General features: G+C 46.7%; 21 protein-coding genes. 5 read left to right on the top strand and 16 right to left on the bottom strand.

Annotated features, from left to right (window positions below):
- Positions 1 to 6: 6 nt before the first annotated feature.
- Positions 7 to 936, bottom strand: a complete 930-nt coding sequence (locus DKB62_RS09240) for a restriction endonuclease (RefSeq protein ID WP_107196589.1) — start codon at positions 934 to 936, stop codon at positions 7 to 9.
- Positions 937 to 964: 28 nt separating this feature from the next.
- Positions 965 to 4,057 (bottom strand): type I restriction endonuclease subunit R, encoded by a 3,093-nt coding sequence (locus DKB62_RS09235; RefSeq protein WP_107196588.1) that lies wholly within the window; start codon positions 4,055 to 4,057, stop codon positions 965 to 967.
- Positions 4,058 to 4,352: 295 nt separating this feature from the next.
- Between DKB62_RS09235 and DKB62_RS09230 the strand changes: the two genes are divergently transcribed.
- Positions 4,353 to 4,826: a restriction endonuclease subunit S domain-containing protein gene (locus DKB62_RS09230; protein ID WP_107196813.1), complete on the top strand. Its 474-nt coding sequence runs from the start codon at positions 4,353 to 4,355 to the stop codon at positions 4,824 to 4,826.
- Here DKB62_RS09230 and DKB62_RS09225 read toward each other — a convergent pair.
- The 5 genes from DKB62_RS09225 to DKB62_RS09205 form a co-directional block, all read right to left on the bottom strand.
- Complete coding sequence (locus tag DKB62_RS09225; RefSeq protein ID WP_107196803.1) at positions 4,823 to 5,386, bottom strand: restriction endonuclease subunit S; 564 nt, start codon at positions 5,384 to 5,386, stop codon at positions 4,823 to 4,825. The two genes, DKB62_RS09230 and DKB62_RS09225, sit on opposite strands and share 4 nt — an antisense overlap.
- Positions 5,387 to 5,401: 15 nt before the next feature.
- Positions 5,402 to 6,385 (bottom strand): site-specific tyrosine recombinase/integron integrase, encoded by a 984-nt coding sequence (gene xerA / locus DKB62_RS09220; protein WP_107196802.1) that lies wholly within the window; start codon positions 6,383 to 6,385, stop codon positions 5,402 to 5,404.
- Positions 6,386 to 6,473: 88 nt separating this feature from the next.
- Positions 6,474 to 6,740 carry a cytoplasmic protein gene (locus DKB62_RS09215; RefSeq protein ID WP_107196801.1) on the bottom strand — a complete coding sequence of 89 codons (267 nt, stop codon included), beginning with the start codon at positions 6,738 to 6,740 and terminating at the stop codon, positions 6,474 to 6,476.
- Between the two features lie 46 nt (positions 6,741 to 6,786).
- Positions 6,787 to 7,977: a restriction endonuclease subunit S gene (locus DKB62_RS09210; protein WP_162860303.1), complete on the bottom strand. Its 1,191-nt coding sequence runs from the start codon at positions 7,975 to 7,977 to the stop codon at positions 6,787 to 6,789.
- A gap of 44 nt (positions 7,978 to 8,021) precedes the next feature.
- A complete protein-coding gene (locus tag DKB62_RS09205; RefSeq protein WP_107195665.1) occupies positions 8,022 to 9,527 on the bottom strand; it encodes a type I restriction-modification system subunit M in 1,506 nt (501 codons plus the stop codon).
- Positions 9,528 to 9,695: 168 nt separating this feature from the next.
- Between DKB62_RS09205 and DKB62_RS09200 the strand changes: the two genes are divergently transcribed.
- Entirely contained in the window at positions 9,696 to 10,505 is an 810-nt protein-coding gene (locus DKB62_RS09200; protein ID WP_107195664.1) for a MerR family transcriptional regulator, read from the top strand.
- A gap of 61 nt (positions 10,506 to 10,566) precedes the next feature.
- Here the strand turns inward: DKB62_RS09200 and nhaC are convergent, their stop codons facing one another.
- The 3 genes from nhaC to DKB62_RS09185 all read right to left on the bottom strand — a co-directional run bounded on the left by nhaC (position 10,567) and on the right by DKB62_RS09185 (position 14,845).
- A complete protein-coding gene (nhaC, locus tag DKB62_RS09195) occupies positions 10,567 to 11,961 on the bottom strand; it encodes a Na+/H+ antiporter NhaC (RefSeq protein WP_107195663.1) in 1,395 nt (464 codons plus the stop codon).
- A gap of 20 nt (positions 11,962 to 11,981) precedes the next feature.
- Complete coding sequence (locus DKB62_RS09190; protein WP_107195662.1) at positions 11,982 to 13,166, bottom strand: trans-sulfuration enzyme family protein; 1,185 nt, start codon at positions 13,164 to 13,166, stop codon at positions 11,982 to 11,984.
- 302 nt (positions 13,167 to 13,468) lie between these two features.
- A complete protein-coding gene (locus DKB62_RS09185; protein ID WP_107195661.1) occupies positions 13,469 to 14,845 on the bottom strand; it encodes a pyruvate carboxylase subunit B in 1,377 nt (458 codons plus the stop codon).
- 287 nt (positions 14,846 to 15,132) lie between these two features.
- Between DKB62_RS09185 and DKB62_RS09180 the strand changes: the two genes are divergently transcribed.
- Entirely contained in the window at positions 15,133 to 15,948 is an 816-nt protein-coding gene (locus DKB62_RS09180) for an EFR1 family ferrodoxin (RefSeq protein WP_107195660.1), read from the top strand.
- An 81-nt stretch (positions 15,949 to 16,029) separates the two neighbouring features.
- Here the strand turns inward: DKB62_RS09180 and pstB are convergent, their stop codons facing one another.
- The 4 genes from pstB to DKB62_RS09160 all read right to left on the bottom strand — a co-directional run bounded on the left by pstB (position 16,030) and on the right by DKB62_RS09160 (position 19,647).
- On the bottom strand, positions 16,030 to 16,791 hold the full coding sequence (gene pstB, locus DKB62_RS09175) for a phosphate ABC transporter ATP-binding protein PstB (protein ID WP_107195659.1): 762 nt from the start codon (positions 16,789 to 16,791) through the stop codon (positions 16,030 to 16,032).
- Positions 16,792 to 16,804: 13 nt separating this feature from the next.
- Positions 16,805 to 17,662, bottom strand: a complete 858-nt coding sequence (gene pstA / locus DKB62_RS09170) for a phosphate ABC transporter permease PstA (protein WP_107195658.1) — start codon at positions 17,660 to 17,662, stop codon at positions 16,805 to 16,807.
- Position 17,663: 1 nt separating this feature from the next.
- Entirely contained in the window at positions 17,664 to 18,587 is a 924-nt protein-coding gene (gene pstC / locus DKB62_RS09165; RefSeq protein WP_107195657.1) for a phosphate ABC transporter permease subunit PstC, read from the bottom strand.
- A 154-nt stretch (positions 18,588 to 18,741) separates the two neighbouring features.
- On the bottom strand, positions 18,742 to 19,647 hold the full coding sequence (locus DKB62_RS09160) for a LysR family transcriptional regulator (RefSeq protein ID WP_107195656.1): 906 nt from the start codon (positions 19,645 to 19,647) through the stop codon (positions 18,742 to 18,744).
- Positions 19,648 to 19,787: 140 nt separating this feature from the next.
- On the opposite strand from DKB62_RS09160, the gene DKB62_RS09155 reads away from it, so the two are divergent.
- Both DKB62_RS09155 and DKB62_RS09150 read left to right on the top strand, forming a co-directional pair.
- On the top strand, positions 19,788 to 20,900 hold the full coding sequence (locus tag DKB62_RS09155) for an alkaline phosphatase family protein (protein WP_107195655.1): 1,113 nt from the start codon (positions 19,788 to 19,790) through the stop codon (positions 20,898 to 20,900).
- A 30-nt stretch (positions 20,901 to 20,930) separates the two neighbouring features.
- Entirely contained in the window at positions 20,931 to 21,758 is an 828-nt protein-coding gene (locus DKB62_RS09150) for a phosphate ABC transporter substrate-binding protein (protein ID WP_107195654.1), read from the top strand.
- Between the two features lie 63 nt (positions 21,759 to 21,821).
- Here DKB62_RS09150 and DKB62_RS09145 read toward each other — a convergent pair whose 3' ends face one another.
- Positions 21,822 to 22,880, bottom strand: coding sequence for an elongator complex protein 3 (locus tag DKB62_RS09145; RefSeq protein WP_232818757.1), 1,059 nt, complete (start codon positions 22,878 to 22,880; stop codon positions 21,822 to 21,824).
- A 41-nt stretch (positions 22,881 to 22,921) separates the two neighbouring features.
- The gene (gene rnc / locus DKB62_RS09140) at positions 22,922 to 23,632 is read right to left on the bottom strand and encodes a ribonuclease III (RefSeq protein ID WP_107195653.1); all 711 of its coding nucleotides are present in this window, start codon (positions 23,630 to 23,632) and stop codon (positions 22,922 to 22,924) included.
- Positions 23,633 to 23,677 lie beyond the last annotated feature (45 nt).

Raw genomic sequence — 23,677 nt, 5'->3', positions numbered from 1 at the left:
CTCCTTTTAAATATCTTCATTAAAGAAATCGTAATCTATTCGCTTTATTTCATACGACTCAATAACAGAAACACCAAGGTTATACTCTATCATCAAATTAGTCAAGCGAACGCCGTCGATGAGTACGATTTTTGTATTAAGCTGTTTTTTAGCATATTCATAAGCTCCAGAAGAAAATTTTGCCGTCGTAATAAATACGCCTTTTGTTGCGCCCTGTCCAACGAGAGCTCCTAAAAATTTTTGAATTTCCGGACGACTGACAACTGTATCTGTATTCCATTTTTTAGCTTGAATATAGATAGAATCAAATCCAAACTTGTCTGCCGTCACGATACCGTCAATCCCTTCATCACCAGATTTTTTAGTTACGGCATTGGCATTTAGCTGCATGGAACCATACCCCATTTTAATTAATAGCCGAACTACTAAACTCTCGAAATCTGATGAAGAAATCTTCATAATTTCCGTTAATAATTCATCCGCCAATGAGTGATTTATTTGCTTAATTGCATTTTCCAATATTTCTTGCGGGCTCTTAGTTATTTCTTCATCATTGGTATTGTCATTACTTACTACTATATTTTGCGTTGTATCGTTACTGATAAATGCATTAAATGAGTCAAATCGCCGTAAATATTCTACTGTAATATTCTCTACGCCTTGTTGATAAGCCTCTTTTCCACGCTGGGTCAGGCAATATGTTGACCTTACTGGATTCTCAATGAGCCCGGCTTTTTTCAAATATGTTTTCGCCCAACCTACGCGATTTGCCAATACAGACTGACGCCCCGTAGGTAATCGGCGTTGCCGTTCCTCTTCAGTAAGTTGAAATGCATTGGCGCAAAATGTTATTAATTCTTTTGTCGTATGCCTATTTCCATCACTCAAGCACGTTATGATAGTCGGCATAAATTCATTATATTTCGGTATTGCCATACGTTTCACTCCACATACCTGTATTTACTTAAAAATCCGTATTATCTGTCCATAACTCGCACTGCAACATAACAGTTTTCACAGCATCTTCTCTGCCTTCCGGCGGATATCCATATTTTTTCAGGAGACGTTTTACCATCTTTCGCATGCTAGCTCTTGCGCTTTCTTTTTTCTGCCAATCAATGGTTCGATTTTTCCGTAAAAGTTCTGTCAGCTCTTTCGTGAGAGCAATTAATTGATCGTGCTCATAAAAATCTTTTATCGCTTGCGGCTTAGTCAACGCATCATAAAACGCCATTTCATCGGCATTTAAATGTAATTCTTCCCCTTCCTTCTGCGCATTTTGTATGTTTCTAGCTAAATTTAACAACTCTTGTATTACTTCTTCATTAGTCAGCATACCGTTTAAATATCTTCGCATCGTACCCTGAATAATCTCGGAAAATTTTTCTGATTTTACCACATTCGTTTTACGATATACAGATACTTGTTCAGAAATCAAGCGTTTCAATAATTCAACCGCTAAATTTTTCTCTTTCATCTTTCCTACTTCTTCCAAAAATTTAGGGTCAAATAATGAAAACTCCGTATCTATATCTGAAAAAAGATTTATGACGCCGTCGCTTTTTATACTTTCTTTCAGCAAAGCATTTATTTTATTATTTAATTCAGGAAGAGTAATCTTTTCCCCTGTTCCTCTCGCGGCCAAACGCACAAGCATTACACGAACGGCTTCAAAATATGCCGCTTCCAAGCGCATCTTCTTATCGACAAGGCTACTGCACAAAGACAATGCCTGTTTTAATAATAAAGCTTCCTTTATATAAACATATTGCACTCGTTCTTTTTCTGGTACATCACTCTCTTTTTGACTTTTACCTAAGATAAAATTCACTCCGCCTGTAATCGCTTTTGCTTTTTCCAAATCATCGCCGGTCATGAACATTAAATAATTAAAGCCATGGAAGAAATCTCTGCATACAGATAATTTTTCAAGAAATCGCGGATATGCTACTTTGCTAATATCCGTATTACCGTAATTTTTTCTATCTCGTACCGTATAATCATTCATCGCCTGTTTCAAGGCCGATGCAATCCCTACGTAATCAACAATTAAGCCGCCTTCTTTATCTTTGAACACTCGATTCACACGAGCAATCGCCTGCATAAGGTTATGCCCTTTCATGGGTTTGTATATATACATTGTTGCTAAAGACGGCACATCAAATCCAGTAAGCCACATATCGACGACGATAGCAATTTTCATAGAAGAATCATCATCTTTAAACCGTTTTGCCAGCTCATCTCTATACGATTTATTTCCAATAACGTCCCGCCACTCTTCAGGATCATTATTTCCTTGTGTCATGACTACATGCACTTTTTCTTTCCAGTCCGGCCTCATGGCTAATATTTGCCGGTATATCTTCATAGCAATAGGTCGAGAATAAGCGACTATCATCGCTTTCCCAGTCAATAACTGTGCGCGATTCTCTTCATAATGGGTAATCATATCGCTGACCAGAGAATGTATTGTTTGATCAGCCCCTAATATAGCGTCCATTTGACTTAATTCTTTTTTACTTCTTTCTACTACATAAGGGGACGCCGTTTCCGCTACCCTATCGTATTCATCATCAATCATTTTTAAAATCTTCTCATCTAAATTTAGATGAATGACGCGGCTTTCGTAATAAACAGGCCTGGTCGCCCCATCTTCTACGGCTTGGGTCATATCGTAAACATCGATATAATCGCCAAAAACTTCGCGCGTATTTCTATCTTTCGCCGATATCGGTGTACCGGTAAAGCCAATATATGTAGCGTTCGGTAAATTATCCCGAATAATTCTAGCGGTTCCAATAATTGTTTTGGCAATGATCTTTCCCGTATCATCTTGACGGGCAATCACTTTTTCATTCAATCCATACTGTCCGCGATGAGCTTCGTCTACCATGACAATGATATTTTTTCGCTCAGAAAGGGCGCTTCCGCTTTCTGTAAATTTCTGCATAGTCGTAAAAATAATACCGTTAGCTTGCCTGTCTTTGAGCAAAGTTTTCAAGTCATCTCTACTTGTTGCCTGTGCAGGAGTCTGTCGCAGAAAACGCCGGCACCGAATAAATTGACTATATAATTGATCGTCAAGATCATTACGGTCAGTAATAACTACAATCGTCGGGCTATTCAACGCGTTCTGCAAATACTGGGCATAAAAAACCATAGACAACGATTTCCCGCTTCCCTGAGTATGCCAAAATACGCCGCCTTTCCCATCTGTTGCCACGGCTTTTTTAGTAGATTCAATAGCTTTTTTTACAGCAAAATATTGATGATATCCCGCTAAAATTTTAAACGTTTTCTTTTCTTCTTCATCTTCATTAAAACAAATAAAATTCTGTATAACATCCAGCAATCGATTTTTTTCAAACATCCCTTCAAAGAATACTTCAAAGGACACATACTGCGTATTCGTATAATTACCGTCGATGGTTTTCCATTCCATAAAACGCTCTTCATCAGACGTAATCGTTCCCGCTTTTGATACGGTCATATCACTCATGACACAGATAGCGTTGTACACAAATAAAGACGGAATTTCATGCATATAATTGCGCAGCTGCCGATATGCCGCCGACGCGTCGGTTTCTTCCCTTGTCGGGGATTTTAATTCAATGACTACCAAAGGCAATCCATTGATAAATAATATGACGTCGATTCTTTTTGTAGAATACTCTACGACAGTCCATTGATTAGCAACAACAAAATCGTTATTAGCAGGATGTTCAAAATCAAGGAGAGTAACTAACGTAGATATTTCTTCTCCGTCGGCAAAATATGTCACAGGAACACCATTTTGCAAATAATTCATAAAAAGAATATTCTTTTGCAGTAAAGTACCATTTTCAATGTTCCTAACTTTAGTAACAGCCTCATGTATAGCACACTCTGGTAAGTGACGATTAATCCGCCGCAATGCAGGCCATAAGCTATCTTCATAAAAAGGAGACTCGTATTCCCGCTCTACCTCTGGCCCATAGACATACGTATACCCTAGCTGTCCGCTTAGTAATTGCAGCACTGCATTTTCATAGTTCGATTCCGTATAATATCCTGCCATGGCCCTCACTCCTGCATTTCTTAGGTTAAAATAAAGTCTCTATAAAATATGTTTTCTATACTAAATGCATAATATCCTACTAAAATAAGAGAAAAACGATAATTTACAGCAGCAAGCCGTTGCGATTTTTAGATCATGGTTTGTTGATTATATTCCATTCGGGGGCACTGCACCGGACAAATGGGAGAATGTCACTTTAGAAGACATTACATCACTGTTAAGTCGAGGTATAACTCCAAAATATGCGGATGATACCGACCAAATTGTAATTAATCAGAAGTGCATTCGCAATCACATGATTGATCTTTCTTTTGCGCGAGCCCATAGGCCGAAAGTCATCAATGATAAGTGGCTTCGATTTGGAGATTTGCTAATTAACTCAACTGGCAATGGCACTTTGGGGAGAGCAGCGCAGGTTTGGTTTCAGCCGCATAATCTTACTGTTGATTCTCATGTTACGATTGTCCGGCCAGCAACAGAAAGTATGATTTTCTATATTGGGTTGTGGGGAACCCAACATGAAAAAGAAATTGAATCGCTTCATATAGGAAGCACTGGTCAGACAGAGTTGCCCAGAGATCGCGTAAAGGCGCTCGAACTCCTTTTGCCTGATAAGGAGACTTTGGATTGCTTTAATGCTCTCATTGCACCCATGGCGGCTGCCATTGTCTCGAATCAGGAAGAAAACAACAGGCTTGCATCTATTCGAGATGAGCTCCTTCCAAAGTTAATGTCAGGCAAAATTGATGTCTCCGCTATCCAGCTCTAAGCCGCTAAATTATCGTTTATTGCAGCGTTTATCTTAATTCTTTTATCAATATTAAATAAAATCATTCCAACTTTTCGTTGTTTACTTATATTTATTGGAAAATTAATTATAATTTCTTCCTGCAATCTTTTTCGATTAATTTCTGTTTGTCCTGTAGACCCTTCTGCCAATGACTCTATTTGTTTTTGTTGTGCTTTAATAGCATACCCATAGTATAACGGATCTATTTCTTTCGTAGGCCTTAATAAAATCATATGACCATCAAACGTAGTAGTAGCCGGAATTTGCCAAACTTGAGCTACACGACCAGCTGTCCCAGTACCAGTAGAGTTAATAAGCACGTCTCCAGGTTTCAATAGTTTTTCTTCAGAAACTTTCCTTAAAGATTTATCATGTAAACGCGCCTCTTTATATGATATTTGAAAATTACGATTGCATCGTTGATTTAATACCTTAATCGTATTTTCTGTCTCATTCTCAGTATATTTAGGAGCAATTCCTTTTGTCATAAATTCGGTGACTTCTCCTAACGGCTTTAAAATTCTCTTTGCCTTTTCCATATTTCTTTACCCTTTCTACCCAATATACTTTCTATGTGCTAACTTTACATTCTGTTGTTTCACCATAGCATAATGCAGCGTCGTATCAATTTTCTGATGTCCTAGCAAGTGTTGTACTTGCTCTATGGGCATCCCTTTATCAATAGCCGTCGTCGCAAAGGTACGCCGGAATTTATGAGGATGCACCTTTGTAAGGCGTATTCGTTGTCCTAATCGTCTCAAGCAGGCTTCTACACCGCCGATCATAAGGCGATTATGAGGTATTTTCAAAGACACAAATAATGCAGGATTTGTGTCTGTCCGACTTTGCAAATAATTTTGCAAATGAATTTTCGTCCTTGCGTCAAAATATACTAACCGTTCTTTATTTCCCTTTCCGCAAACGACACATTCCCGTTCATTAAAATCTATATCGTCCCGATTCAGCAACACTAACTCGCCTACACGCATTCCCGACGATGCCAATAAATCGACAAGAGCTAAATCCCGTAGATTCGTACAGTTATCACGCATAAGCTCCAGCGCTTCATCGCTATACGTGTCTTTGACAATTTTTGCCGTTTTCACCTTATGAATCCGTCGGATAGGGCTTTTAATTATATAATCTTCGTCTTCCAGCCACGAAAAAAAGCTTGATAAAATACGGCGAATATTGTCAATCGTAACCTTGCTGGAGCCTCTCTCCACTTGATACGTAATCAAATAGTTCCGCAAATCTTCTGTCGTTATTTGCTGCGCCGTTTTGCCGATAGTTTCCAGCATAACGTCAATCGTCTTACTATAATATGTCAATGTTTTTTCCGAACATCCTTCAATACGTTTAGCGGAAACAAATAACTCTACGGTATTGCATTCGTCTACTGCCGCTCTTATTTCTTCTGTATTGACGGTTACTCCGTAAAATGCTTGATCCAATACGATTTTTAGCTGAAGTAATTGTTCGTTATTAAGATAGGGCAACATCTTCTGCTGAATCTCGCAAATCAGTTGTTCTTTCATCGCCATTTCTCCTTTCAGTAATAAGAGAACGACGAGCAGCGGCAGTTCTTTTACTAATTCTCTCACCGCTGTTGAGAGATTTTTTACATCAAAACCACTTATTATGCATTTTTTCTAAAAACTCTTTAGTAATAGGTAGTCCAGAACTTTCTCCAATAACAGCATCCACACCGTAATAAGGGCATATAGCTGTACCTATACCATAATCATCTGCATACCTAGTAATTTCAATGGGAGAAAAAATTTTTAAACAGTGGTAACAGCCACATATACTGTCATGTAAAAGATACGGCTTATTTTGAAATGCATATTTATGGGCATTTGAAAGATCTAGTTCACTATTTTCTGATTTCACTTCAAACTCCTTTTATGTCACGTAAGATTAACGATAATTTAGCGGCTTAGAGCTGGATGTCAGAGACATCCAGCTCGCCGGACATCAATCGAGGAAGAAGGGTATCTCGCAGTGATGACAGATAAATATTTTCCTTTTGATTTTCAAGAATCACCGAAAATAAAGGAGAAACTGTTTTATCAAATTTTCTCATAGAAGCAACCGTTGGAATCATCACCTGGATTTTTCCAAACTGTGCCTTATTAAGATTTACAATAGTGCTACCGCCTTGTCCCAATTTATTTATAACTTCTGAAAGCGTTCGCATCAACAGATATATGTAATACGGGGAATAATCATCTTTGGGGATTATAGAGTTTATCTGCTGGTTTGTCTGACTTTCGGATGCCACAAGCGAGACAAGACCTGCTGTACCAATACAGCTAACGCAAATGGAATTTTTAGGCAAAGTCTTTTTGGGTTGAGAATTTGCTCCATACATTGACAGGTATCGTTCTGTTGTCATGACATAAATTTTTCCGTGCATATCAGGAATCGTAATAAACGGAATTTCTGATCCATAATACTCGGAGATCTTCGTTGATGGCGTTTTACCACATACAATTTCTTTTGCAAGATCGTCAACGGTACCAATAATCCAATCGGAAGGCATTATTCCATCATATGGATCAAAATCAACAAAACATGACTTGTATAGAGCCTGTGCTTGTTGCTGTAAATTATCGTTTATGTTTTTCTTTACATTTATTGTTTCATCAATAGATCTCAAAAACTTACCTATTCTCTTTTGTTTTTCTAAATCAGGCAAATCTATTGCAAGTTCTTCAATATCTGAAGGTCTAATTGCAGGATACGTTGAAGTACTTTGTTCTGCAATATTTTGTAAATACTCTATAACTTGCGCTTGTGTAAGAAAATAATAAATAAAATAGGGATCAGCTATATTTTCATTCACAGTAATTACAGCAAATCCTGTTGAAACCAGAAAATTTTCTTTTTCTGATTGAATGATTCCATAATGTTGTTGATTTGGTCTTACCATTGAATACAGAATGTCATTTTTACTCACTTTGCGTTTTGCCCGACTTGGTATTTTTTCCCATTCCGTATTATATCTCTTTACTTCATTAATTTGACCTTTATTAATATTTTGAGTATCAAGGTAATAAATTACTGACCACTTTTCCTTAACAGAATATGTTCTTTTATTTATTTCACAAACATCTTTTAATCGCAAAATATTATCTCCTTATTTTTTATACTACAGTCTATTCATGAAAATCATATATCATATCCAATCGCTCCTAATTGTTTCTTAATCTCTTCCTCTAATCTATGGGATTCTTTAAATAGTCCAGACAATTCTGTCGTAAGACGCGCCATTTTTTCTTCAAACGGTTCTGTATCTTCTTCCAGCTCTTTAATGCCTACATACCGTCCAGGCGTCAAAATATAATCTTGCTTCGCAATATCCTCCGTCGTTACGACAGCACAAAATCCCTTTTCATCCTCCAACGTACCGTCGACAAAGGCATGATACGTATTGGCAATCTTTTTGATATCCTTGGCATCATCCAATTCCCGAAGTTTTCTTGTAACTAAGCTCCCCATATCTCTGGCATCGATAAACAGGGTTTTTCCTTTTTGTTTCTTGTTTTTAGATAGAAACCATAAAGATACGGGAATCTGCGTCGTATAAAACAGCTGTCCCGGCATGGCGACTATACAATCTACTAAGTCGTCTTCAATGATCCGTTTCCGGATTTCTCCTTCGCCGCCAGATTGAGAGGATAACGAGCCGTTTGCCAATACCATACCGATACGGCCGTTAGGCGCTAAATGCCAAATCATGTGCTGAAGCCAGGCAAAGTTAGCGTTTCCTGCCGGCGGCACGCCGTATTTCCAGCGAACGTCGTCACGCAACTTATCAACGCCCCAATCGGAAAGATTAAAGGGAGGATTTGCCATTATAAAATCCGCTTTTAACTGCGGGTGGCAGTCGTTAAAAAACGTATCTGCACTAAATCTTCCTAAATCCGCTTCGATGCCGCGAATAGCTAAATTCATCTGCGCCATTTTCCATGTCGTCGGATTGGAATCCTGTCCGTAGACAGATATTTTATTAATATTCCCGCCATGGTTTTCGATAAATTTTGCCGATTGGACAAACATGCCGCCCGAACCACAGCAAGGATCGTACACGCGTCCATTGAACGGCTGTAATACTTCAACCAACGTTTTTACCACGCAAGCGGGGGTATAAAATTCCCCTGCCAATTTGCCTTCTTGCTCTGCAAACTTTGCTAAGCAATATTCATACGTTCTGCCTAAAATATCTTTTTCACTTCCAGAATCTACCATTTTTACATTGGAAAATAAATCTACTACATCGCCCAGACGCCGTTTATCCAATTCAGGACGGGCAAAATTCTTAGGCAATATACCTTTTAACTTCTTATTCTCTTTTTCTATGCTTTTCATAGCTTCGTCTATAACGACGCCGATTGTTTCCTTGTGGGCTGCCGCAGAAATGACGTTCCAACGAGCGTTTTCAGGAACAAAGAAGATATTTTCCGAAATATATTCATCCCTGTCTTCTTCGAATCCCGCACCTTCTTCGACCAATTCATTATATTTTTTCTCAAAACAATCAGAAATGTATTTCAAAAAAATAAGTCCTAATACGACAGATTTATATTCCGACGCGTCAATATTACCGCGCAGTACACAAGCTGCATTCCAAATTTTTTCTTCAAATCCAATATTTACGCTATTTTTATTAGCCATAGTCATTCCTCTTTCATTTCAAATTATACATTCTGGTAATCCATGATACTTATAGTATACACATTATTCCTTTTTAATGCATTAGTTTCTCGCATAACACATATATCTATACAAATATTCTTACATTTTCTATAATAAAATCAACGATTGTAAAGGACGGAGCTATCTATGAAAGAAAAATACTACTACATCGGCGAGGTGTCGTCTCTTCTCGATATTTCTACGCAGACCTTGCGGTATTACGACAAAATAGGTCTTTGCCGGCTGGCGAAGGTCAACGAGCAAAACGGCTATCGCCAGTATACGTACGACCAAATTCATTACATTGAGCGCATTAAGTACCTGCAAAAGCTGGGCCTGCCCCTGACGGAAATCCGCATAGCATTAGACGGCGGAGGCACGGAACATCTGACGAAGCTACTAACGCAACACAAAGAAGCTCTGCAAAGAAAAATCGAAGCGCTGCAGGACACGGTCGATACGATAGATTGGTACGTATCGTATTACAACTATCTGAAGGAAAATGCTTTTCCCGATATTCCCTTCAAAAAGACCTTTGAAACTCGCTATGTTCTCGCTGCGCCGATTTATCCGGGAGAGCCAATATACGGCGCGGCGGGCTACAGGCTGACGGAGGCACAGAGCAAGACACCCTTCAATCAGCTTCCCATGCTCCGCCAAAACGGCTACATTCTGGACTTCCATCGGCTGCTGCAGAACGAAATATCCGCCTTGTATTACTTCATGTACATCAAAGAAAAGCCGGCCTTTTCCCATCCCTATATCCGGGAAATACCGGGCGGGGACTATTTCTGCTTCCGCGTAAAGCTTTTGTCGGAAACTTGCAGCAATACTTGGTTCAAAACGTATTTTGAAGGCAGCCCGTCTTCCCACCTGGTCGTCGCCGACGAATATGAAGACAACTTTTATGAAATTCAGCATTGTACCTACGAGGTGCAGGTGCGCATCGCGCCATAAGCAGCCAGCCCCGCCTATCCGACAGCATAGTCAGGTAGACGGGGCTGGTTCAATATAAGTACTAGGTCTCAGGCTGCGCCGGCGGGATGCGTTCGATCGTAAAGCCGATGAAGCCGATAATAATGGAGATAATAGGCGTCAAATAGCACGAGAAGGCAAAGGGCGCATAGGACAAGGTCGCGACGCCCAGCGTAGCCGCCATGAAGGCGCCGCAGTTACTCCACGGCACGAGGGGGCTGACGGTGCAGCCGGAATTGACGACGCAGCGGGACAGATTCTTCGGAGCTAGGCCCTTTTCGGCGTAGCGATCCTTATACATGCTGCCCGTCACGATGACCGACAGATACTGACTTCCCATAAGCATTTCGGCGATGACGCCGGTCAGCACGGTCGCGCAAATGAGTCCGCCTACGCCCTTGGCGATGGTCAGAACCTTATCCAGCAGCAGGGGCAGCATACCCGACTTCTGGATGATGCCGCCGAAGCCCATGGCTACGAGGACCAGGGCGATGATAGAGCCCATGCTGACCATGCCGCCGCGGCTCAGCAGGCTGTCGATGACTTCCGAGCCGGAGTGGGATTCGTAGCCGGAAAAAGCCACGCTGATGACGTCGGACAGGCTGGCGCCTTGTATGCCCATAGCCAGCAGGGCCGCAATAAAGGCGCTGATGAACAGGCCGGGAATAGCCGGCATTTTCTTGATGACCGACACGATGACGACGAGAGGCGGAATGAGCATGATGGGATTGATGACGAAGATACGGGATAATCCGTTCAAAATTGCGTCGATGCCTTCGTTGTCAATGCTTGCGCCGCCGTATTGAAAGCCCAGGACGGCATAGAGGACCAAGGTGATGATAAAGCTGGGCACGAGGGGATAGACGACGTGCTTGATGTGCTCGAAGAGCTGGGCCCCGCTGATAGCCGCGCCGAGGTTGGTCGTATCGGACAGGGGCGACATCTTATCGCCGAAATAGGCTCCGGCGACGACGGTCCCGGCGACCATTTCCAAGGGGATATTCATGGCCTGACCGATACCGACCAGGGCAATGCCGACGGTACCGGCAGTGCTCCACGAGCTCCCCGTGGCAAAGGCTACGATAGACGTGAGGACGTAGGACATAGCCAGAAATACCGTAGGCGAAATGATGAGCAGGCCGTAGTAGATCATCGTCGGCACGACGCCCGATATAATCCAGGTACCGATCAAGATCCCGACGATGAGCAGGATGACCAAAGCCTGCAGGCCGTCGGACATGGTTTCGAGCATAAATTTTTCAATATCGTCCCATTTGTACCCAGCCTTTAAGGCTACGAGACAGGCAATGGCCGTCGAAAAGACCAGGGGGATATGGGGGCCTGCGCCCAGAAAATTCAGGGCGATGACTAAGCTGATAATCAGCGTAATGATGGGAATGAGGGCCAGGCCGACAGTCATATTTCGATACGTTGACATAGTAATTCCTCCTCGCCGCCTTATTTTTCAAAGACGCTCAGCGCCTGCGTAAAGTCGGCAATCAAATCCTGGACGTCTTCCAGGCCGACGGACACCCGCATCAAGCCGTCTGTAATACCCATTTTCAAGCGTATGTCCCTGGGAACGGACGCATGGGACGACAAGATGGGGTAGGACAGGGTCGTCGCGTAGCCGCCCAGGGTCATGGCGTATTTGGCAATGTGCAGGCGGCGCATGAAGGCGTTGATTTTTTCCCGGTCTTCGGGCATTTCAAAGCTGAGCATGGCGCCGTATCCCTTGGCAAACAAGCGCTTGGCAATATCATGCTGGGGATGGGTCGGCAGGCTGGGATGGTTGACCTTCAGCACGCAGGGATGCTCGTCGAGGGCTTTCGCCAAGGCTTCGGCGTTTTTCAGCTGCCGTTCCATGCGCAGGTCCAGGGTCCGCAGGCTCCGTTCGCATAAATAGGACGAAAACGGGTCGAGAGTGCATCCCAGGAGGGCCTGCAGCTTGCAGGCCTTGTCGACGATATCCTTCGACGCCGTAGCCGAGCCGCCGACGATGTCGCTGTGACCGTTCATAAATTTGGTCAGGCTGTTGATCGTCACGTCTGCGCCGAAATCGATGGGCTTGATGACCGTCGACGTCGTAAACGTATTGTCTACGACGAGCTTAGCGCCGCAGTCGTGGGCGATGCGGGCCACGGCCTCTACGTCTACGACGGCCATGGTCGGATTGGAAATGACTTCCGTATAGACGATCTTCGTGTTTGCCTGCACGGCCTTCCGTACAGCTTCTATATCGGTAAAGTCAACGCACGTCGATTCGATGCCGTACCGCTTGATGACGTCCAGAATTTCCAGCGTTTCGCCGTACAAATTGCTGTTGGCCAGGATGTGGTCGCCGGCGTCGGCTAGGGACAGGAGCGTCGTCGTAATCGCTCCCATGCCGGAACTGCAGATCATGGACGCTTCACCGCCTTCCAGATAGCTGACCAGTTCGGTCAAGGCATTGCGGTTCGGATTCCTGATACGGTTATATGTGTAGCCTTTGACAGCGTAGTATTCGTTTAATTCGTCCAAGTCGGCTCCGCCGCGGAAAGCCGTCGTCAAGTAAATGGGCAGGACTTCCGGCGTGCTCAGCGTCCCTTTTACTTCCGCTCCCTGCATGATAATTTCCGTGCCTCTGTTCATGTTTCGTTCCATGTCAATTCTTCCTGACAACTAGATGGTATACACCTGTAATGACTGCATTCTTTGCTATGACCGTATCATACCATTGAAGCGGAGCATAATGTCAATATATTTCGGCAAAAAAATATAGGAAAATGTAATGCCGTCTATGCTAAAAGGACAACGGAGTCGGACAAAGGGAAAGAAACTGTTTCTCTTCCATGTACATGAGAAAAGAGACGTACCGAAGATTATACTGGACAATAAGCTTTTCAGCGCAGAAGATAAAAACACCTGACAATCGACTCGTCAGGTGTTTCCCATAGCATATGTAATTATCCCTGCGTCGCGGCACTGCGTTTCTGCATGTCGCGGCGTTTTTTGAAAAACGGCAGGGCTACTTCCGGGAAGATGGCGTAGCCTAAGACGTCTTCCGGCGCGGCGTCGGGGAAGCCTTCGTCGGCCAGGGCCTGCTTGGCTTTTTCCAATTCTGGTTCTAAATCGTCAGCCGGACGATGCGTAATAACCGGTTCGTCGCCGATGCACATCTTGCGGAATTCTTCCGTGATTTCACCGGGAACGCGGCCATACTTGCCGCGGACGATGTCCCGCACTTCGTTGGTCACGATTTTATAGCGGCCGTACAGGACGTTGAGCGCGGCGGCCGAGCCGGTAATCTGGCTCGTCGGCGTAACGAGGGGCGGATAGCCCAAATCGCGGCGCACGTTCGGCATTTCCGCCAGCACTTCGTCAAAGCGGTCTTCCGCGCCCTGCCCTTTGAGCTGGTTGTACAGGTTCGTCAGCATGCCGCCGGGAATCTGGTACTTGCGGACAGCCGGATTGATCTGGCTGGGCATGGTCAAGTTGAATTCGTCGGCCAGCTCCTTGCGGACCTGCTTGAAGTGCTCTGTCAGAGGCCAGAGCCGTTCGACGTCGATGCCCGTATCGTAAATCGTGTTCTTCAGGGACATGACGACCGACTCTGTCGGCGGTTGGCTCGTCACTTCGCCAAAGGGCGACAAGGCCGTGTCGATAATATCTACGCCGGCTTCGATAGCCTTCATATAGGTCATTTCACCGAAGCCGCAGGTGCAGTGCGTGTGCAGCTCAATCGGTATGGACAGGTGCTTTTTCAGCATGCGCACAAGATTGTACGCGTCATAGGGGGACAACAGACCCGACATGTCCTTGATACACAGGGAGTCGACGCCCATACGCTGCAGCTCCAAAGCGCCCTTCGTAAAGGATTCCATAGTGTGAATCGGGCTGATCGTATAGACGATAGCGCCCTGAACGTGGACGGACTTCGTGTCCTTCGCAGCACGGATAGCCGATTCCATGTTGCGGGAATCGTTGAGAGCGTCGAAGACGCGGATGATGTCAATGCCGTTGTCTACGGCTCTGTTGACGAATTCATACACGACGTCGTCGGCGTAATGGCGGTATCCTAAGATGTTTTGGCCGCGGAGCAGCATTTGCAGGGGCGTTTTTTTGACGTATTTTTTAATCGTCCGCAGCCGTTCCCACGGGTCTTCGTCCAAAAAGCGCATGCACGTGTCGAAGGTCGCGCCGCCCCAGCATTCCAAGGCGCCGTACCCTACTTCGTCCATCGCTTCCAATACGGGCTGCATCTGGCTCAGGCGCATGCGCGTCGCCGCGATGGACTGATGACCGTCCCGCAGTACCGTTTCCGTTATTTTTACTCTAGCCATATCACTATCCTCCGTTTAGTAATCTCTATGTACTATCGGCTTGTTTCAAGCCTGTGCGTATGCAGTTTAGCATATAATTATAATTGCAATTACTTTTTATTATACCATATTTTACCAAGAAAATCAGAAAAATTTCTTCGGCGGCAATCTAAAAAAGTCATTCTCCTGCCAGTATACGGCTGTATTTATTCTCATAATGTGGTACACTTATACTATACAATCATGGCGTCGACAGGGGTGTTATTCCAACTGCCATTATCCATACTTACAGCGAAAGGGGTTTTATTATGACAACATGCGCACGTATTATTACCGCCTATTTCAGCCCGACGAACACGACGAAAACCGTCTGCGAAACCATTGCCCAGGAGCTGAGCCGCACGCTGGGCATTCCCCACGAAAGCCGCAGCTTCACCTTACCGGGCGAACGAACGGAACCACTTGTATTTCCTGAAGGCTCATTGGTCATCCTCGGCATGCCGGTCTACGCCGGCCGCGTGCCCAACTTCATGCTGAAATACCTGGCGCAGACAGAAGGAAACGGCTCCATGGGCCTTCCCATCGTCGTATACGGCAACCGCAACTACGACGACGCCCTCATCGAGCTCCGCGATATCATGGAAAAAGCTCACATTCACACCGTCGCCGGCGGCGCGTTCATCGGCGAGCATTCCTTCTCCCGCACTCTCGGCCAGGGCCGTCCCGACAGCCAGGACCTCAACAAGGCCCGCAGCTTCGCCCAGGTCGTAGCCAGCACGATTTCCAACGACAGATACCGCACGCCCGTGCCGGTCAAGGGCAACGTCCCCTATCGGCCGTATATGGTGCCGCAGAAGGCCGACGGCTCCCATAAGACCATTACCAAGGTCTTCCCGAAGGTCAGCGACGCCTGCACCAACTGCGGCGTCTGCGTCAGCGTCTGTCCCCTCGGTTCCATTGCGCCGGACTGCCATACGTACACGACGTTCTGCGTCAAATGCTGCGCCTGCGTCAAGGCCTGCCCCGTCGGCGCGCGCTACTACGACGACGAAACGTATTTGTTCCATAAGAAAGATTTAGAAGAAACGTACGCCCGCCGTGCTGAGCCGGAAACATTTATTTAATATCATATACTGCTACTGCGCAAGCCCAAATAGGGCGGCGGCACGCTCGCAAGCGGCCACCGCCCTATTTTTTTCTGCCTGTCAGCCAAATTGTCCCGTAATATACCGCTTCGTTTCTTCTTGCGTCGGATTGGCGAAAAGCCGCGCCGTTTCATCAAATTCGACGAGCCTGCCGTTGAGGAAAAAGCCTGTATAGTCGGAAATACGCTTGGCCTGTTCCATATTGTGCGTCACAATGACGATAGTGTACTGTTTCTTTAGCGAAAGAAGCACGTTTTCAATTTTCATGGTGGAAATCGGGTCCAGCGCTGATGTCGGTTCGTCAAGAAGCAACACGTCCGGCTCAACGGCCAAGGCTCTGGCTATTGCCAGGCGCTGCCGCTGCCCGCCGGACAAGCTCGGCCCAGCCGTATGTAGCCGACTGCCGACTTCCTCGCCCATGGCCGCCAGCTTCAAGCAGTTCCGCACGATAGTATCCAGTGCCGTCTTATCCCGCACGCCGTGGATTCTTGGCCCGTAAGCGATATTATCGTATACGCTTTTGGATAAGGCAATGGGCTGCTGAAAAACCATGCCGACCTTTTTCCGCAACGCCGTCAGGCTGACAGCAGAATCGTATACCTCTTCTCCGTCCAGTCGAACGGAGCCTTCGACGCGCGCGCCTTTAATATAGTCGTTCATGCGGTTCAGCGTCCGCAAAAACGTCGACTTACCACATCCCGACGGGCCAATCAGCGCCGTAATCGCATGAGCATAGACGGGCATCGTCACGTCGAACAGGGCTTGCTTTTGTCCATAATATAAGTTTACACAGTCGGTCTGCATAGCCGGGCATCGTTCCATGTTCATCGCCTCCTTACGCTTCCGGACGGAATCGGCGTATTATCCGGTTCGCCGCCAAATTCAGCACTAATACTAAAACTAGCAAGACGACGGCAATGCCGAAAGCTTTATCGTATTCAGCATTTTGCATAAAAATATACATTTGTATGGTCAGCGTCCCGCCAGGCTGGAAAATTTTTTCTACTATATCCTTAGGCAGGAAATACCCGCTTCCGGCTGTAAACAGCAGCGCCGCCGACTCGCCGGCAATGCGTCCCAGCGCTAGTACCAAGCCCGTGACAATCCCCGGCATGGCGCTAGGCAGGATAATCGTCCGTATCATGTACCATTTAGACGCGCCTAAACCCAACGCGCCCATGCGATACGCCTCCGGCACAGCTTTCAGCGCTTCCTGCGTCGTCCGCGTAATGAGAGGCAGCAGCATGAGCGTCAGGGTCAGGGAACCCGTCAAAATTGAATAGCGAAGCCCCAAGGTCATGCCGAAAAAGAGGAGCCCAAACATACCGAAAATGATAGAGGGAATACCGGCCAGCGTTTCCGTCGTAAACTCAATAATCTCTACGACCTTTCCCCGCTTCGCGTATTCATTGATATATATTGCCGCGCCGACACCCAGCGGCATCGCGATCAGCAAGGTACAAATGATGACGTAGACCGTATTGATCATATTGCCCAGTATTCCCGTCGTACCTTTAGCTGCGCTTGTCGCCGTCGTCAAAAAGGTCCAAGAAATCATCGTGCTTCCCTTTGCAAAAATATAAGCCGCCATACCGGCCAGAAGACATAAACAAAAGAGAGCCGACAAATAAATACAGCCCGTTAAAAGATATTCCGTCGCCGGACGGCGGCGTTCGTATATGCTCCCGTTCATCTTATTCCCCTCTTTTCAGCACTTTAGTCAGCACGACGTTGATTGTCATGATAAATATAAATAGTACCAAGCCGATCGTAAACAAGACTTCGCGGTGCAGTCCCGATGCATAGCCCATTTCCGATACAATAGCCGTCGTCAGGAAACGGACAGAATTAAACGGCAACGGCGCGTGCACAGCGCTGCCCGACACGAGGCTGATAGCCATGGCTTCGCCAATTGCCCGGCCGGTACCCAAAACGACGGCCGTAATGATGCCCGACTTAGCCGCCGGCAGCAGCACATGAAAAATCGTCTGGATTTCCGTAGCCCCCAAAGCTCGCGACACGTTGCGTATGTCCTGCGGCACGCTGCGCAAGGATACTTCGCTTATATTGATGACCGTCGGCAAAATCATGATAGCCAATACCAGTATGGCTGACAGCAAATTGGCTCCGCCTGTAAACTGATGATCTGGCTGCCCACGGAATATATATTGTTCCAATTCGTACATCAGCGGGTTGAGCACCATCAGTCCCATGAGGCCGAATATGACTGATGGAATAGCCGCCAGCACGCCGACGGCGTTGCGTATCGCTTCCGCCAGCCGCGAAGAGGCCATTTCCGAGATGAATACGGCCGTCAGCACGCCGACAGGCACGGCCAGTAAAACGGCCGCTCCGGTCCCGATAAGGGACGTTAAAATAACATAAAAAATACCAAATTGAGCCGGATGTCCTTTCGGCTCCCACGCCGTACCAAACAAGACGTCTGCAATGCCAATATCGTACAGCGCCGGTATGCCGCTCGCGACCATGTAAGCCGCTATGGAACAGACGACTAAGACAGCAAAAAATCCGCAGGCCGTAACGATACAGGCTGCAGCCCGTTCGGAAATATTTCGGCGCGCAGGAATGCCCTGGGCAGGGCGGGACAGGCTTTCCATAATGGACCACTCCTTTTCTATTTTTGAATAAATATTCAAGCATTGCCTTCTGGGACCACGTCCCGACAAATTCTGTCCCTCACTATACAGGAAATGTTTTCTTGCCGTCTATCTCATTTCTGTACAATTTATGTAATCTTTTTGTAAAGATATGCTATATATTGTTTAATATAAGACGCGATACGCCGTCATGGCCCAAGTTCTTGCAAAAGGCAACAAAGGCGGCAAAGCAGGCATCTTGCCGTTTATCCTGATGGTATGCCAAGACAAAATCACGGGTAAACAGGCGTTCTGCCATATGAATTTCGCCAAGAATCCCTTGGCTTAGCTCCGACTGCACCAAATACTTCGATACCAAGGCGATTCCAACGCCATGCATGACGGCTTGCTTGACCGACCCCGGATTATTGCAGCGCCAACGTTTTTTCAGATGGAGATTGTAATCGGCAAAGGTCTGTTCCAATATGATTTCCGTACCGCTGCCTTTTTCCCGCACGACGAAACTTTCTTCTGCCAAATCACTAAGGGAGGACGTCGTCCCCGCTTTTTCATGGTCGGGCCGGCAAATAATCGTCATGTCGTCGCGAAGCAGCGGAACATACGCTAAATATGGCGACAATGTAGCGGCTTGGAGAATGGACGCATCCAACTTGGCAGTAAGAAGCTTTTTCTCCAAGGCTTTGCTGTTGTTGATTTCTACGTCGAAAACTACGTCTCGCTCGGCTGCGAACTTCTGCGTCAGCGGATATATCAAACAATCTCCGATAGTCGTCGACGCGCCTAATCGCAGCGTATGGCAAAGCGCGCCGTCACCGACAGCCTTTTCAAGCTGTTCCATACACTGCAGCACTTGCTGAGCCTGATACAGTAGTATGTGCCCGGCATCGGTCAAGTACAGCTTATGATTCAAACGTTCAAATAAAACGACGCCGCATTCCTTTTCCAAAGCGCTTACTGCCTGGCTGACGGAAGATTGGGAAATCATCAGACTTCCAGCGGCTTTGCTCATGCTCATATATTCGCATACAGCAGCAAATATCTCCAAATTTCGAATCGTCATGGCAAATCTCCTTTACGATAAGTATTTACTTATTATAATATCATATTTTTCATATTTTCAAATTCTCGCAGTCTGTGATACGCTAGAACTGCAAGTAACGGTCTTGCAATTTGACAACGACATTGCAAAGGAGTATACCTATGTCTCACAAAATGATGATTCTCGTAATCGACGGCTGCGCACCGGAGTATTTGACGCCTGAAACAGCGCCGGCGCTGTACGCCTTAGCTGCCGAAACAGGCTTTGTCAAAATCGTGCAGAGTCAAATGCCTTCGGTGACGAACGTCAACCACGCCTGTATTCTTTCCGGGCGCACGCCTGCCGATACGCACGTCGTAGGCAATTATTACTATCGCCCCGAAATAGGGGAAGAAGGGTTTATTGAAGAACGAGGCTTTATGAAGGCGAAAACCATCTTGCAGGCTTACCGGGACGTCGGCAAGACGACGGCCTTATTTGCCGTAAAAGGGAAAGTTCTCGGCGTATACGGAGACGGCGCAACGTACGGACTGAGCGCGCAGACGCCTGACGCTGGCTTGATGAAAGCCCTCGGCCTCACCGCTCCCCCGCCCATCGATGCGGCCGAAAGTACGAAATGGATTTTAGAAGCCGCCTTGTCCTGCATTCAAACGTATTCTCCTGATTTCATGTATTGTACGAATAACGACTATATATTCCATCATTTCGCGCCCGACACAAAAGAAGCGAAGCAACAGATTGCCTATGTAGACGAATACATTCGCCGTATTCACGAACTCGAACCGGGCCGGCAAATTTACGTTACGGCGGATCACGGCATGAATCAAAAGACAACAATTCTCAACGCCCAGCGCCTCGCCGACGACGCCGGCCTCCATCTGTACTGCCTGCCGCCCCTTAAAGATCGCTATATTGAAAATCACATATACCAAGAAGGCGGCATTGTCTATGTATTTTTAAAGGACAAAGAAGAAACCAAAGCCTTCCTCGCGCTGGCAGAACAAACGCCGGAAATCGAAAGGGTCATGACGGCCCGCGACGCGGCAGCTACCTATCAGCTTCCTGCCGAAGACATCGGCGACTACGTCCTCTTTGCCGCCCCGGACTGCGCCTTTGGAGAAATCGACGGCATACGGCTTCACACGACAAAATCGCGCACCCACGGCTCGCTGTACGAGTGCAGCATCCCCCTCGTCGCCATCCACCCCGAAGCGTCACCGGAACAATACGTTTACAGCAAAGATATCGCCGCTATCGCTATGGCGTCTTTATAAATACATTGTATTCAACGAAAGGATCTCATCATGATACGAAAACTGCTTCCCCTCTTCTGCTGCGCTCTCCTCATCTTCAGCTTATCTGGTTGCGGAGGCACTGAAAAAACCTTATCTGGTCATATTCAAGTCGTAGGCAGCACCTCGATGGAACCGCTCTGCTCCCTTGTTTCCGAATCGTATATGGAAAAGGAACAGGGCATCTCCGTATCCAACGAATACGTCGGCTCGACTGCCGGTATTGAAGCCCTTCTCGCCGGAAACGCCGACATCGGCACGTCGTCGCGCAATCTGACACAGCAAGAAAAAAATCAGGGCATCGTAGAAAATATCGTCGCCAAAGACGGCATCGACATCATCATTAATCGCAACGTAACCGGCGTCACAGCCCTTACGTCCGAACAAATACGCAGTCTCTTTACCGGCGAAATTACAAACTGGAAAGACCTCGGCGGCCCTGATATGCCGGTCATCGTTATCGGCCAAGAAGCCGGCTCCGGCACGAGAGCGCCTTTTGAAGAAATGCTGAAGCTCGAAGGAATTTGCCGGTACTCTAATGAATTATCCGGTTCCGGCCCCGTTCTGGCCCGCGTAGCCGAAACGAACGGAGCTGTCGGATATTGTTCTATGGCACTGGCCGACAATTCTGTAACCCATATCATCGTCGACGGCATAGCTCCGACAAAGGAAAATATACAAAACGGCTCCTATCCCTTAAGCAAAGCCATGGTCATGGCAACGAAGGGCGCGATTGCCAACCAGTCGCCAGAGGTACAAAGCTTCTTTGACTTCATATATTCCGCCGAAGGCCAGGCATTAATTCAAAAAGTCAATCTCATTCCCATGCCTAAAAACTAAATATATTCTATCTTCTCCACAGACAAAACAATCCGTCGCCTTATACAGCGACGGATTGTTTCGTTATTTCGTATATATAGTTCCTGTATTGACGTCTATCTGCCATGCGGCATTTCGGCACGTCACGCCTATCGTTCCTTCAGGCAACGCTGCGTCTTCTTTCCACTGGATAGGCACTGCATAGCACATCTTTGCCTGTTTTACGGTGCTGCCGCCGTACCCCCGCACGCGGGACGTATCACGACGGTTATAGGAAACGACAACGGAATCCTGCCGGACCGCCTCGTCCAACAGGCGAAACAGCAATATTCTATACCGCCGCGTATCGACCATTTCACCCATAGCCGGCGCATAGGCCCCGGCTAATACCTGAGCCGGGTCGTCCAGGTCTTCCGTCGCCTGCAGGCCCGTGCGGATGCACTGGATGCCCGCTTCGACAAAGGCCTGCTTCATATAAGCAGCCCGCAAAACCCCTTCGTGAACGGACAAGGGCGTATAGTCCCCCTGCCGGTACATATCGGCCAGCTCCGTATCGGCAATGACGACGACAGGATAGATGCGGGCTATATCGGGCTGTAAGCGGCAAATCGCCGCCGTCGTGTCCTGCAGGCTGTTCCAATCTTCTCCGGGAAGGCCCGGCATGAGCTGATGGCCGACAGTAAATCCGTGCTCCCGCAGCAGCGCCGTCGCCGTTACGACGTCCTGAGCCGTATGACCCCGCTTGGCCCTGGCCAATACGGCGTCATCCATAGATTGAACGCCTAATTCGACAGTCGACAGACCGTACCGTTTTAAACGGCTCAATATTTCTTCGTCAATGCAGTCGGGCCGCGTCGAACAGCGAATCGCCTGTATACGGCCCTGCTGCAGCGCTTCATAAGCCGGCGCCAGCAGCTCTTCCTGCAAGGCCATCGGAATAGCCGTAAAGCTGCCGCCGTAAAAGGCGACCTCCCAATGTCGTTTTTCAGCCGCGCTTGTCACGTATTCTTTGATCGTCCGGGCCACGGCATTGCCGTCGGGCACGCCGCGCCGCCCTGTAATGCGCCACTGGTTGCAGAATACGCAGCGGTACGGACAGCCGATATGAGGAATAAAAATAGGAATAATCGATGTTTTCACCATAATACCTCAAATAAAAAAAGGATGGGCTGAGCCGCATCCTTTTATATTGCATGTAATCGTTTCAGAGCTTCGTGAGCGGCATGCTGTTCCGCATCCTTTTTGGTCTTGCCGGAGCCTTCGCCGAGAACCTTGCCGGCTACGATGACCTCCATGTAAAAGGTCTTGTCGTGGTCGGGGCCTTCTTCCCGGCACAGGGCGTATGTGATTTTCTGCTCGCCGTCGCGCTGGACGAATTCCTGGAACAGCGTCTTGTAATCTTTTCCGTAATCGCCGCTGGCAACGAGGGATAAATAATCTTTTAACTGATGCAGAATAAATTTGCGCGCTTCTTCATAAGACGAATCAATGTAAATCGCGCCGACGACGGCTTCAAATGCGTCTGCCAGTATGCTGGCCCGCTTGCGGCCGCCTGACGCCAATTCTCCTTTTCCCAGAAGAATGTAGTCCCCCATGTTGAAGGTAGCGCATACGGCAGCCAGCGGCGCTTCGCTGACGACGCTGGCCCGCGCTTTCGATAATTCGCCTTCCGGCATGTGGGGATATTGCAGGAAAAGATATTCGCCGACTACCAAGTCGAGAATCGCATCTCCCAAAAATTCCAGCCGTTCATTGTAATAACCGTGTTTTGCCTTATTTTCATTGGCATAGGATGAGTGTGTCAGAGCCTGGTCCAAAATCAACAGATTATGAAAAGAGGAAAGTCCTAAAACGTCAATGAATTTTTCTAACTGCTTTTTTCTACCTGTATCCATTCACATGATCTTCTCTAATCTATTTTGTATTCCGCTTGCCAACGC

Origin of the sequence: Megasphaera stantonii, from assembly GCF_003367905.1 — a bacterium.
In the GTDB taxonomy this organism is placed as follows: domain Bacteria; phylum Bacillota; class Negativicutes; order Veillonellales; family Megasphaeraceae; genus Megasphaera; species Megasphaera stantonii.
Note: the sequence above shows the minus strand (reverse complement) of the source record. Positions and strands in the feature narration are given on the sequence as shown.